The following is a 12,008-nucleotide window of genomic DNA, read 5'->3' as shown; positions in this document are numbered from 1 at the left end:
CGGTAAACGGTGTGGAAGCGATGAAGTACGGCAGAACATGTCTCCCCCATGGGCGAACAAAAAAGGCGCCCCGGCCGAAACCGGGGCGCCGCATGCGCACGAATATGTCGCGTTTCGATTACTGACGATCGAGCTTGCGGACAGCAATGCGCTTGCTGTACTCGTCGACGTGACCAAAGTCGCCAATGCCGACGGACTCGGCAACGTTGGCACCGGTGGCCATAGCGAGCTTCATGGCCTCCTCGACGTTGTCGCGGTTCTTGTACCACTTGTGCAGGAACGCAGCGAGGGTGCAGTCGCCGGCGCAGACGGAAGAGACCAGCTTGATGTTGAACTCACGCTTCGCGTACCAGATGTCCTCGCCGTTGGAGAAGTAGGCGTCGCCGCGGCTACCACGGGTGAGCAGCACGTTCTGAACGCCGGCCTCGTGAGCCAGCTTCATGGCAATGCGGACCTCGTCGTCGGTATCGACCGGCACACCGAAGATAGCCTTCATCTCGTGATGGTTCGGCTTGATGAGCAGCGGCTTCTTGTGAGCGAGCTCCTTGAGCTTGTCGGAGGACAGGTCCAGGACGACATCGGCGCCACGAGCCTGAGCGTGCTCCATGACCTGAGCCAGAAAGTCGGGCGTGGCTTTGGGAGGCACGGAGCCGGAGACGATCAGGCACTCAAGATCGCCCGCGGTGTCCAGGATGTTGTAGAGCTCCTCCTGGTGCTGCGGCGTAATCGGAGCGCCGGGGTTCAGGATACCGTACTCGTGCTGGCCATCGTTGACGTAGGTGTTGATGCGCGTGATACCGTCGGTCCAGACCGGGCGGCACAGGCAACCGAGGTTCATGACCTCCTCGACGATAAACTTGCCGGTGAAGCCAGCGAAGAAGCCGAGCGCGACGGTGTCGACCCCCATCTTCTTGAAGGCGAAGGACACGTCGAGGCCCTTGCCGTTGGCCGTGTAGCTGGCCGAACCGGTGCGGACGTTCTCATCAGGCTCAAGCGGAGAGCTCGAAACCGTCATGTCGACAGCCGGGTTAGCAGTTAGCGTGTAGAACATTTACAGTACCCCCTGTATACGTGAGGGCCGCGTGGCCGGCCCATTCCAGCCACGCGGTTACCTCTGATACCAAATTAGCGAGCTGCGGACTCGAGCAGCGCCTTGACCTCGGCGGCGGTGTTGCAGGCGAGCGCCTTCTCGGCGAGCTCGTCGCACTCGGCCCTGGTCCACTGGCTGATGGTCTTGCGGGCGCGCAGGATCGACGGAGCGCTCATCGAGAACTCCTCCAGGCCCCAGCTGATCAGCAGCGGCTCAAGCAGCGGATCGGCAGCGGCCTCGCCGCACATGCCGACCATGATGCCGGCCTTCACGCCGCTCTCGATGATGTTCTTGAGAGAGCGGAGCACGGCGGGATAGTACACCTGGTACAGGTTGGAGATGGTGTCGTTGCCACGGTCGGCGCACATGGTGTAGCCAATCAGGTCGTTGGTGCCGATGGAGAAGAAGTCGGCGACCTCGGCCAGGCGGTCAGCGAGCAGCGAGGCGGCAGGCGTCTCGACCATAATGCCGACCTCGATGTTCTCGTTGAACTTGCGGCCCTCTTCGGTCAGCTCGGCCTTGCACTGCTCGACGAGCTCCTTAACGGCCACGACTTCCTCGACGCAGGTGACGAGCGGGATCATGATCTTGACGTCGCCAAAGGCGCTGGCGCGCAGCAGGGCGCGGAGCTGCACCTTGTACTGGTCGGGGTTGGCCAGGCAGTAACGCACGGCGCGGAAGCCCATGAAAGGGTTCTCTTCCTTGACCATGTGCAGGTACGGAATCTCCTTGTCGCCACCCACATCGAGCGTGCGGATGATGACCGGAGCGCCCTTAAGCGCACTGGCGACCTTGCGGTAGGCGTTGAACTGCTCCTCCTCGGAAGGAAGATCGGCGGAGTCCATGAACAGGAATTCGGAGCGGAACAGGCCGATAGCCTCGGCGTCGTGATCGAGCGCGTTGGGCACGTCATCGGGGTTGCCGATGTTGCAGGCGATGATCTTCTTGATGCCATCGGCAGTCACAGAAGGCTTGCCGCGGAAGGACTCGAGGGCTGCCTTCTCGGCAGCGAAGGCCTCGGCCTTGGCGGTGTAGGCGGCAAGCGTCTCCTCGTCGGGATCGGCCTCGACAACACCCTTGCCACCGTCGACGACGACGGTCATGCCGTTGCGCAGTGCGGTGCAGCTGTTGGAAACTGAAAGGACGGCTGGAATCTCGAGGGCACGTGCGATGATCGCGGAGTGCGACGTACGGCCACCGGTCTCGGTGACGATACCGGCAACGTGAGCCTTGTCGATCGTGGCGGTCATGGACGGCGTGAGGTCGTGCACGACAACGACGGTGTTCTCGGGCAGGACGGAGAGGTCGACGACCTCCTTGCCCAGCAGCTCGGCCAGAATACCGGTGCGGATGTCGGCGATGTCGGCCGCGCGCAGACGGAACATCTCGTCGTCCATGGACAGGAACATGTTCTCGAACATGGTCGAGGTGTCCATGAGCGCCTGCTCGGCGCAGGTGCCGCCATCAATGGCGGCGTTGATGGCGTCGGTCATGCCCGGGTCCTGAGCCAGGACAATGTGTCCGCTCATGATCTCGGCCTCGGCCTCGCCCACCGTTTCCTTCATGTGGTCGGCCTGAGCCTGGGTCTTATCGCAGAAGACCGAAAGAGCGGTCTGATAGCGCTCCTTCTCTGCTGCCGAATCAGCAACCTCGTGCGGCTCAAACGTCAAGTCGGGATCGACGGCGACCATGACGGTGCCGATACCGATGCCCTCAGAAGCGTTGACTCCCTGATACATTCCCATTCCTCTCTCCGTGTCATGTGATAAAGCGTTTTGCCATATCCATGACAAAAGAGCGCAGCTACCTTAAAACAGGTCACTGCGCCCCCAAATATGAACTTAGTTGTTCAACATGCGACCCGTTTGAGTTCTACTCGCCAAGACCGCTCTTGATGAGCTCGATGGCAGCAGCCAGAGCCTCGGCCTCGTCAGCGCCGTCGCACTTGACCTCAACCTCGGTGCCGCAGGGGATACCAGCAGCCATGAGGGCCATCGGGGACTTGCCGTTGACCTCCTTCTCGGGGGTGACGACCGTCACGTCACAGGCGTACTTGCCCATGGTGGAGGCGAACAGGCCAGCCGGACGCATGTGCAGACCCTGAGGATTAACGAGGGTAGCCTTCTCAGAAACCATAATTGACTCCTTTTTTGTGTTTAACCCCTGTCATGCATGCGACAGGAGTCAGATTCACGACGTTGTTTATATTAACTCACATCAAACGGTTTTTCATTGTGTTTCAGACGAATTATTGGACAGATGTGTTTGTCGTCCGCTTGCTCGCCGGGCGGGGCGATTAAGTTTGCTGCTCTACAGTCCTGCGCAAGACGGAAAGCACATTAAGTGCTTTCCTTTGCGTGCGGAACTCGCGACAAACTTAATCGCCCCGCCCGGCGAGCAAGCTGCGGAAACTCGGTCGGTCCAGAGCAATGTCGGCTGAAAGGAATTCTGGCTGATGGGATCAACCGGTGTGTTCTCTATTTTCGAAAAAGGCGGAGGCCCTGGAGAGGGTCTCCGCCTTTATTACAGGGGGCGATGTAATTCGCGAACTGTGGGATTAGACCAGGCGGGCGTTGATCGTCTTTGCGATCTCGGCAGCGTCGGTGGAACCCTTGACGGTGGCACGGAAGTCCTCGTCCATGAGCGCCTCGGCGACCTTGGACAGGATCTTGAGGTGCGTGGTGCCAGCCTGGGCACCCGGGATGAGCAGAGCGATGGCCACGTTGACGGGAGCGCCGTCCATGGTGTCCCAACCGGTCACGCCAGACTCGTCCTTGACGACGATGACGGCAGCCTCGGTAATGGCGTCGGACTTGGCATGCGGAATGGCGAAGCCCTCCATCATGCCCGTGGTGCCCTCGGCCTCGCGAGCCAGGAAGGCGTTCATCACGGCGTCGGCGTCACTGGCGATACCGGCCTTGACAGCCTGGTTGGAAACGAAGCTCAGAGCCTCGTCACGAGAAGTGAAGTCCTCGGCGACAAAAACGTTCTCGACCTTCACGAAGTCGGCAGCCTCGGCCTTGGGGGCCTCGACAGCAGCGGGCTTGGGAGCCTCGACCGACTTAGAGGGAGCAGCAGGAGCGGCCTTCTGATTCTTCTCGAAGTCGTGCTTCTTGAAGGCCACGAACAGGATGCCACCGACCACGGCGCCGATGAGGATCGCGAGGACCCACAGCGGACCGTTCTCGACAACGGGCAGGACCAGGAAGCCACCGTGAGGCGCCGGATCGTGAACGTTGAACATAATGGTCAGGATCGAAGCGATAGAGGAACCGAGCATCATGATGGGCATGACGGGCCAGATGTTCTTGGTCATGAACGGAATGGCGCCCTCGGTGATGTGGGTGCAACCAAGGATGAGGTTGACGATACCGGCGTCATGATCCTCCTGGCTGAAGTACTTCTTGCCGACAACGACGGCGAAGGTGGTGATCAGCGGCGGAACGATGCAAGCGGCGGAGACGGCGGCCATGAAGTTGGTACCGAAGTTGTAGGTGTCGGTGCCAACACCGGCGGCCAGGGCCTCGGTGAGCATAGCGGTACCGGTGACATAAGCAGCCTTGTTGACCGGGCCGCCCATGTCAAAGGCGCACATGCAGCCGATAGCAAGACCCAGAACAACGGCGCCAGAGGCGGACAGACCCTTGAGGAAGTCCATCATGGCGGTGTTGATGGCAGCCATGGGGCCGGAAATGCCGAGCATGACCAGGCCGACGATAGCCGTCGAGAACAGCGGGTACAAAAAGATTGCCTTGAGGCCGTCCAGGTTCTTGGGCAGACCGGCAAAGACCTTCTCGAGCAGTAGGATGACATAACCGGCGAGGAAGCCACCGACGATGCCGCCGAGGAAGCCGAACCCCACGCCGGCGCCACCGGCGTCGATCATGCCGGTCTCGGCGTTAACAGGCAGGCCCTGGATGGCGATCATACCGGCAACAAAACCGGGGACGAGAGCCGGGCGCTTGCCGATGGATTCGGCGATATAGGCGGAAAGCACGGGAACCATGAGGTTCATGGCAATGCCGCCGATGATCTTGAGCATAGCGGCGAAGCTGTTGTAGTCGGCAGCCGTCGAATCGAAGGACGTGATGCCCCACAGGAACGAAACGGCGGTCAGGACACCACCGGCGACGACGAAGACCAGCATATGGCTGACGCCGTTCATAAGGTGCTTGTAGATGACGTGGCCGATGGACTCCTTCTCCTCGACCTCGTCCTCGACATCGGCAGCGGCTTCAACCGTGCTGTCGCCCTTGGCGGCGAGCGCGCGGTCAATCAGCTTACCGGCGGCCTCAACGGACAGGGCCTTGGATACACCAACGGAAACCATGGGCTTGCCGGCAAAACGCTCGGCCTGGACATCCTTGTCAGCTGCGACGACGACGGCCTTGGCGCCAGCGATCTCGCTCTTAGTGAGCTCGTTCTCGACACCGACCTGGCCATGAGTCTCGACCTTAATGGTCAGACCGCGCTCGGCAGCTGCCTTCTCCAGCGCCTCCTTCGCCATGAAGGTGTGCGCAATGCCGGTCGGGCAACCGGTCGCGGCAATGATGTCAAACTTAGCCATGTGTCCCTCCTTTTTAAGTTTTGCGCCCGCAGGCGCTCCCCTACACGCGCGTCCTTGCGCGCTTTTCCACAACTGAAAGATACCAACCTACCGTCCGCGTGAGAAGAGACAAGGCGCAATTCTCCGGTGAAAGGTTCTTTCATAACCGTAAACGGTAAGTGAAAGTTTACCATCAACACTTGAAACGGCAAGGTGTATCTTGTAATTGACAATCCCCCTATACTAAGACATTACAAAACGAGTCCGATTTTCATGCCAACCAGGAGCCATCCATGACCGATAGTAGCAAGAGCGCGCTTTCCCTCATTAGTACCCATCAGGGATATAGCGAGTCCGAGCAGCGCATTGTCGACTATATATTGGAGCACCAGTCCGAGGCGCCACGCCTCACGGCGGCTCAGCTCTCGCGCGCCGCCGCCACGTCCGAGGCGACCGTTTCTCGCTTCTGCCGCAAGCTTGGCTTTGGTAGCTTCCGCAGCTTTCAGTTTTCGTTGGCAAGGGATTTGGAAAGCCAGCGCAACGAGGGCCTGACTGACGAAGTCTCGCTCGACAATATGGAGCAGAGCCTCAAGAACATTCTGGCTGCCAAGGTGAGCGAGCTTAATGCGACCATCGACGGGATCGACCACGATACGCTGGCGGCTGTTGTGCATGCCCTTAAGCATGCAGGGGTTATTGAGTTTGCGGCTGTGGGCAATACGAACGCGGTCGCGCTCGATGCGACGTTTAAGTTTTCGCAGCTGGGCCTGCGCTGCATGGCAAGCACCATTAGCGAGACATCAATCGGCTTTGCGCTCACGTTGCGCCCGGGTGACGTCATCGTGCTTATCTCAAACTCCGGCAAATCGCGCCGACTGAATCGCATGGCAAAAGCGGCTCGCGACTGCGGCGCAACCATAGTCGTCATCAGCAGCGACAGCAAATCCCCGCTCGCGCGCCTGGCAGACTACACCTTTAATACCGTCAACCACGAAGCGCTGCTGACGACGGGCGACTTTGCGTTCTCTAAAATCAGCGCAACGATGATCATCGAGGTTATCTACAACTTCCTGCTGCCCGAAATCGAGGACGCGCGCGAGCATATCAGCTACTACGAGGAGCTCATCCAGCCGGACAAGGTCGTAGAGTAAAACGCGTTGTGGGACAAAAATTACAGTCTATTTTGTCCCACCAACACCGCTGATACGACCTAACCTCGAGCTTCTTCGAGCATCTGCTTTGCGTGAGCCAAGCTTGCCTCGGACTGATCGCCGCTGAGCATGCGGGCGATCTCGGCGGTACGCGCTTCGCCGGTTACCTCGTCCAAATGCGTCTGGGGAACATCGCCCGGTTCCTTGCTGACAACATAATGCTTGTCGGCCATGACGGCAACCTGTGCCAAGTGGGTTACGACAATCACCTGATGTGTAGCGGCGAGATCTGCCAGCACGCCTGCAAGCGCACGCGCAGTGGAGCCACCAACACCAGCATCAACCTCGTCAAACACCAGCGTATCGACACCGTCTGCGTTACCGAGGACAACCTTGCTTGCCAGCATGACGCGGCTTAGCTCGCCGCCCGACGCAATTCGGCGCAGGGGGCGCGGCGTCAAACCGGCACCGCTGCGGTATAGCAACTCGTAGCTCGAAGGACCAACGGGCGTCCACTCAGCACGGGGAAGATCACGTGACTCCCAGACGAGCTCGGCACTGCCCATCTCCAAGCGCGCCATCTGGCGGCCAACCTCGTGGCAGAAGCGCGGGGCCGCCGTATTGCGAGCGCGCTTAAGTGCCTTGGCAGCGGCAAACAACTCGCGCTCGGCGATCCCGAGCGCCTCACGCGCCTTTTTGATCTGTTCATCGCCATCATCGACCAGGGACAGCAGTTCTTGCGAGCGATCGCGCATGGCAAAAACATCGTCCATGGTGGGACCCCACTGACGCAACAGGCCCTTGAGGTCGGAATACCGCTCACGCATGCGAGCGAGCTCGCGCGGGTCGAAGGCGACGCCATCGCGATAGGCACGAAGTTCGTTCGCGCAATCCTCAAGGGAGATACAGGCATCCGAAAGCGCATCGGCAATGTCACCCAGTTTGCGATCGACGGCAGCCATACGGGAAAGCTCTGCCACGGCACTGTTCACGGCATCGAGCGCTCCCCCTTCGGCGGCAAGCGATGCATGGGCATCGTTAGCTGTGGCAACCAGTACCTCGGCATGTTCAGAGCGCGGCAGCAGTTCCTCGAGTTCCTCATACTCGCCCGGCTTGGGATCGACCTCGCCGATGCGCTCGAGGGCAAAGCGCGCCTCCTCGACGCGGCTCCCCTGCGCACGCGAGGCCTCTTCGACACGTCGAACTTCCTTGGCGGCAGCGCGCGATGCCTTAAAGCAGGTGCGGTACGCATCCAGCGCCTCGAGCGCAGAGCGCCCCGCCCAGGCATCGACCATCGCAACGTGATGCGCCGGGTCGAGCAAGCGCTGATGCTCATGCTGCCCGCACAAATCCATCATCACGCCAACGCACTCCGAAAGCTCGCGCACGCTGGCGATGCGGCCGTCAATTTTTACGCGACTGCGGCCCTCGGCGGAAAGGCTGCGCTGCACGGTGAAGCCTTCCGTGTCGTGCGGCCCGTCGAACAAGCGCGCCTCGACGCTCGCCAGCGCCTCGCCCTCGCGCACCATCGACGAATCCGCGCGCTCGCCCAAAATGAGCTTGAGCGCCGAGAGCAGCGCGGTCTTGCCGGCGCCGGTCTCGCCGGTCAGGACAGTCAGGCCGGCACTCGGCACCAACGTCGCCTCGCGAATGAGTGCAATGTTAGAAACCTGCAGCTCATCGATCATGACGGACTCCGTAGAATACGCGGCTCACCGAGTTATAAAAGCTCTCGGGGCCGTAATCGAGCAGCAGCACATCTCCGGGCCCACGGCGCGCCGCCACGCTCTCGACGGTCCCATCGCAGGTAATAAACTGTCCATCGATAGCGATCGCCGGAACGCTAGGGCGGTCATCAGACATAAAGATTTCGACGACATCACTCGGCGAAGTCAAAAAGGCACGGGCCTGAATGGTGTGCGGGGCAATGGGTACGCAGACCATGCCCGTATAGTCGGGGCTCACGATGGGGCCACCGGCACTCAGCGCGTACCCCGTAGAACCAGTCGCCGTGGACACGACCACGCCATCACCACGCAAGCGATCGATATGGTGGCCCGACACTGTGATGTCAAACTCGACCATATCGGAAAGGGGGCCGCGCGTGAGCGCCATGTCGTTGAGGGCGAACGTGCGCACGACATCCTTCGTGCCATCGTCGCGCACGGACACGATATCCGCGGCGATCGTGGCGCGACGGCTCACGTGCAGCTCGCCGGACAGGGCATCGCTCACGACCTGCAGGATGTCGCGCTCCTGCGGACTCGCAGCAGTTAAAAAGCCCAGGTGGCCATAGGAAAGACCGAGGATAGGAATCTCGCGATAGTTGAGGATACGAGCCGCGCGCAGCAGCGTGCCGTCGCCGCCGAGCGTAATGACCAGGTCGGCATCGTCAACATCGGGCGCGCTCTGGATCTTGGAGCGCTGATCGGCAGCCCATGCCACCTCGTAGCCCTGGCGCGAAAGCCAAAGCTCGAGCATCAGGCCACTCTCGACCGCCTCTTGCTTGTAGTAATTGGGAACCAGAAAGACCTTCATAGCGTTGCAGCTTTCTCGCTCAAAACCGATACCTGGGATTGCAGCTCATCGTCGGTGCGTTCACCGGGGGCAAACCTCGTGCCGCACAGGAAAAACTCAACGTTGCCCTTGGCACCATGAATGGGTGACACGCACACATCGACCGGGAACAGGCCCTTGGCAGCAAAGAGCTCAATCGCCGCCGCGAGTGTATCGCGGCGCACGGCGGGATCGGTCACAATGCCGCCCTCACCCACCAGCGCCGCCGGAGCCTCAAACTGCGGCTTTACGAGCGTGCAGAATGCGCCCATAGGTGCCAAGCACGCCAGCACCGCATCGATAATGTTCGCAATGCTGGTAAACGAGACATCACACACAGCCAGGTCGATGGCGCCCGCATAGCCAAGCTCGGGCAGCTGCGTCACGTTTGTGCGCTCATGCAGTGCCACGCGATCGTCCTGACGCAACGACCAATCGAACTGGGCGCGACCCACGTCCACCGAGACAACGGTCGCAGCTCCGCGCTTGAGCAGGCAATCGGTAAAGCCGCCGGTAGAGCAGCCAACATCCAGACAGGCAAGGCCCGTCGGATTGATGCCAAACGCATCAAGCGCGCCTTCGAGCTTAAGACCGCCGCGGCCGACATAGGGAATGCGCCCCTTCACGTGCAGCGGCAGACCCGGGGTCACCTTAAGGCCCGGTGAAGTCAAGCGCTTGCCGCCACTCGAGACCAAGCCGGCCATAAGAGTGCGAAGGGCATCCGCGCGATCGGCGCAGATGCCCTGTGAAATCAGTTCGTCATCAAGACGCACGCGTTTCATGAATGCCATCAACCATTCGTATCCGGAGATGCGGCTAGCTATCCTGGGATTCGTTTGCCGCGTCCTCATCGTATTCCTGCTGGAGCTTATCGGCCTCACGCGGAGTCAGCTCAAACTTGTCGACCATATCGACCGCGCGGGAGCCCAGCTCAATCGCCTCGTCAAACAGATCGAGTGAACGCTCCAAGGACGTATCCTTGGAGCGAACGGTAGCGATGATCTGGTCTAGACGGTCCGAGATCTCGTCAAAGTTGCGGACAGAACCCTCTGGCATGACTACTCCTCGACGGAGTCGGCCTCGACGGCCTCAGCAGCGTCCGCATCCTCGGCTAATACGCCGGCGGCAGCCTGAGCGGCAGCGACCTTGGCGGCCGCCTCGGCAGCCTGTGCCTCCTCGCGAGCGCGATCCTCGGCCAGCAGCTCCTGGTACAGGTCCTCGCCCGGCAGCTCCTCGCTGCGAGCGATCTTGCCCAGCACGCCGTTGACAAACGATGCGGACTGGTCGGTACCATAAGCCTTAGCGATTTCTACGGCCTCGTTGATCACGATAGCGTCCGAAACCTCTTCGTCGGTGAGGAAGCGCATCTCATAGACAGCGATACGCAGCAGATTGCGGTCGGCACCGGGCATGCGCATAAGATCCCAGTTCTTGGCGACGGCGCGCAGGGCACAGTCGATGCGATCAATATGCTCGTAGGCACCGCGGCAAAGCACCAACGCATAGGGGTCGAGGGGACCCTTCGAGATCAAGAAATCGCCCTCGAGGACGCGCTCGAGCGGGCTGTCCGTGGCCTCGGCCTGGAACAGCAGCTGCAGCGCCTGACTGCGGGCAAGCGTGCGCCCGCGATAAACCTTAAGGCTCAAAGGTTACTCCTTGGGGAAAACGAGGCCGTCGATGCAAACGTCAACGCGCTCGACCTCAACGCCCACCTGGGCATCGATGGCGGCGACCACTGCGGCGCGAACGGCCTCGGCGAGTTTCTTGAACGGATAGCCAAAGAACACCACGACGCGCACAGTGAGTGCGAGCTTGTCGCCGACGACCTCGGCCTCGACCGCCGGCTCGGAAGCCGGGGCCTTGGACGAGAGCATCATGGAGACAAGGTTGGTGGCAAGGTCCTTGACGCCAACGGAGGCGATGCCCTCGACATCCGACACGGCGCGCGAGACGATGGCGGTCAGAACATCGGGCGAAATGCCGATACCGTCAATCTTGATTTCCTGGGGCATGAGTCCTCCTAGAAGAGTTGGTTGCTAGACGCGGGAGACGAACTTGCCGTCGCGGGTGTCAACCTTGATGACCTCGCCCTCGTTGAGGTACATGGGGACCTGGATGACAGCGCCGGTGTCGATCGTGGCCGGCTTGGTGGAACCCTGGACGGTGTCGCCCTTAAAGCCCGGGTCGGTCTGGACAATGGTGGTCTCGATGAACATCGGCGGGGTCACGCCCATGAGCTCATCGTCGGCGAAGAGCAGCTGGCAGATGTCGTTCTCGCGCAGCCACTTGGAGTTCTCGCCCACCATGTCCTCGGGAACGGGAACCTGCTCATAGGACTCGTTGTCCATGAAGATGTAGTCGGTGCCATCGTTGTAGAGGTACTGGAACTCACGGGTGGTGAGCATGACGCTCTCGAACTTGGTGCCGGCGTTGCAGGTGTTCTCGACGACGCGGCCGCTCTTGATGTCGCGGGTCTTGTAGCGCACAAACGCGCCACCCTTTCCCGGCTTGACATGCTGGAACTCGACGATGGTGTAGACCTTGTCCTTAATGCGGAGACCGAGGCCGTTCTTGAAGTCGGCGGTAGAAATGGTAGGCATAGCGACCTTTCTTGTTATAGGCAGAACGCACAAGCGTCCAAATTACATACGACCGAAATTATACA

General features: G+C 60.6%; 12 protein-coding genes. 1 reads left to right on the top strand and 11 read right to left on the bottom strand.

Features of this window, described 5'->3' with window-relative positions; all coding sequences use genetic code 11:
• Positions 1-118 precede the first annotated feature (118 nt).
• From DW123_RS05155 to DW123_RS05140, 4 genes are all read right to left on the bottom strand, one after another.
• Complete coding sequence (locus tag DW123_RS05155) at positions 119-1,051, bottom strand: 1-phosphofructokinase family hexose kinase (RefSeq protein WP_117735074.1); 933 nt, start codon at positions 1,049-1,051, stop codon at positions 119-121.
• Positions 1,052-1,125: 74 nt separating this feature from the next.
• Positions 1,126-2,829, bottom strand: a complete 1,704-nt coding sequence (gene ptsP / locus DW123_RS05150; protein WP_118273439.1) for a phosphoenolpyruvate--protein phosphotransferase — start codon at positions 2,827-2,829, stop codon at positions 1,126-1,128.
• Between the two features lie 133 nt (positions 2,830-2,962).
• Complete coding sequence (locus DW123_RS05145) at positions 2,963-3,226, bottom strand: HPr family phosphocarrier protein (protein WP_022094575.1); 264 nt, start codon at positions 3,224-3,226, stop codon at positions 2,963-2,965.
• A gap of 421 nt (positions 3,227-3,647) precedes the next feature.
• Positions 3,648-5,657, bottom strand: coding sequence for a fructose-specific PTS transporter subunit EIIC (locus DW123_RS05140; RefSeq protein WP_117735072.1), 2,010 nt, complete (start codon positions 5,655-5,657; stop codon positions 3,648-3,650).
• Positions 5,658-5,929: 272 nt separating this feature from the next.
• On the opposite strand from DW123_RS05140, the gene DW123_RS05135 reads away from it, so the two are divergent.
• Positions 5,930-6,787 (top strand): MurR/RpiR family transcriptional regulator, encoded by an 858-nt coding sequence (locus DW123_RS05135; RefSeq protein WP_118273438.1) that lies wholly within the window; start codon positions 5,930-5,932, stop codon positions 6,785-6,787.
• Between the two features lie 59 nt (positions 6,788-6,846).
• Here the strand turns inward: DW123_RS05135 and DW123_RS05130 are convergent, their stop codons facing one another.
• From DW123_RS05130 to efp, 7 genes are read right to left on the bottom strand one after another with little or no spacing between them, the layout of a single operon-like run.
• Complete coding sequence (locus DW123_RS05130) at positions 6,847-8,475, bottom strand: DNA repair protein RecN (RefSeq protein ID WP_118273437.1); 1,629 nt, start codon at positions 8,473-8,475, stop codon at positions 6,847-6,849.
• Positions 8,465-9,325 carry an NAD(+)/NADH kinase gene (locus tag DW123_RS05125; RefSeq protein WP_118273436.1) on the bottom strand — a complete coding sequence of 287 codons (861 nt, stop codon included), beginning with the start codon at positions 9,323-9,325 and terminating at the stop codon, positions 8,465-8,467. The genes DW123_RS05130 and DW123_RS05125 overlap by 11 nt, the downstream gene beginning before the upstream one ends.
• Positions 9,322-10,125 carry a TlyA family RNA methyltransferase gene (locus DW123_RS05120; protein WP_233540134.1) on the bottom strand — a complete coding sequence of 268 codons (804 nt, stop codon included), beginning with the start codon at positions 10,123-10,125 and terminating at the stop codon, positions 9,322-9,324. Before DW123_RS05120 ends, DW123_RS05125 begins: the two co-directional genes overlap by 4 nt.
• 34 nt (positions 10,126-10,159) lie before the next feature.
• Positions 10,160-10,399 (bottom strand): exodeoxyribonuclease VII small subunit, encoded by a 240-nt coding sequence (locus tag DW123_RS05115; protein WP_117735067.1) that lies wholly within the window; start codon positions 10,397-10,399, stop codon positions 10,160-10,162.
• A gap of 2 nt (positions 10,400-10,401) precedes the next feature.
• Positions 10,402-10,989, bottom strand: coding sequence for a transcription antitermination factor NusB (gene nusB / locus DW123_RS05110; protein ID WP_147326609.1), 588 nt, complete (start codon positions 10,987-10,989; stop codon positions 10,402-10,404).
• Between the two features lie 3 nt (positions 10,990-10,992).
• Positions 10,993-11,355 (bottom strand): Asp23/Gls24 family envelope stress response protein, encoded by a 363-nt coding sequence (locus tag DW123_RS05105; RefSeq protein WP_006233982.1) that lies wholly within the window; start codon positions 11,353-11,355, stop codon positions 10,993-10,995.
• A 24-nt stretch (positions 11,356-11,379) separates the two neighbouring features.
• Entirely contained in the window at positions 11,380-11,943 is a 564-nt protein-coding gene (gene efp / locus DW123_RS05100; RefSeq protein ID WP_006233983.1) for an elongation factor P, read from the bottom strand.
• Positions 11,944-12,008: the final 65 nt, after the last annotated feature.

The sequence above is a fragment of the Collinsella sp. AM10-26 genome, assembly GCF_003472525.1.
Lineage (GTDB): Bacteria > Actinomycetota > Coriobacteriia > Coriobacteriales > Coriobacteriaceae > Collinsella.
The sequence above is the reverse complement of the archived record's forward strand: the minus strand, read 5'-3'. Positions and strand labels throughout refer to the sequence as shown.

Bases quoted from the DNA above. Each gene is read 5' to 3' on its own strand.
- DW123_RS05155 (WP_117735074.1), bottom strand. From the start codon at position 1,051: ATGTTCTACACGCTAACTGCTAACCCGGCTGTCGACATGACGGTTTCG.
- ptsP (WP_118273439.1), bottom strand. From the start codon at position 2,829: ATGTATCAGGGAGTCAACGCTTCTGAGGGCATCGGTATCGGCACCGTC.
- DW123_RS05145 (WP_022094575.1), bottom strand. From the start codon at position 3,226: ATGGTTTCTGAGAAGGCTACCCTCGTTAATCCTCAGGGTCTGCACATG.
- DW123_RS05140 (WP_117735072.1), bottom strand. From the start codon at position 5,657: ATGGCTAAGTTTGACATCATTGCCGCGACCGGTTGCCCGACCGGCATT.
- DW123_RS05135 (WP_118273438.1), top strand. From the start codon at position 5,930: ATGACCGATAGTAGCAAGAGCGCGCTTTCCCTCATTAGTACCCATCAG.
- DW123_RS05130 (WP_118273437.1), bottom strand. From the start codon at position 8,475: ATGATCGATGAGCTGCAGGTTTCTAACATTGCACTCATTCGCGAGGCG.
- DW123_RS05125 (WP_118273436.1), bottom strand. From the start codon at position 9,325: ATGAAGGTCTTTCTGGTTCCCAATTACTACAAGCAAGAGGCGGTCGAG.
- DW123_RS05120 (WP_233540134.1), bottom strand. From the start codon at position 10,125: ATGAAACGCGTGCGTCTTGATGACGAACTGATTTCACAGGGCATCTGC.
- DW123_RS05115 (WP_117735067.1), bottom strand. From the start codon at position 10,399: ATGCCAGAGGGTTCTGTCCGCAACTTTGACGAGATCTCGGACCGTCTA.
- DW123_RS05105 (WP_006233982.1), bottom strand. From the start codon at position 11,355: ATGCCCCAGGAAATCAAGATTGACGGTATCGGCATTTCGCCCGATGTT.
- efp (WP_006233983.1), bottom strand. From the start codon at position 11,943: ATGCCTACCATTTCTACCGCCGACTTCAAGAACGGCCTCGGTCTCCGC.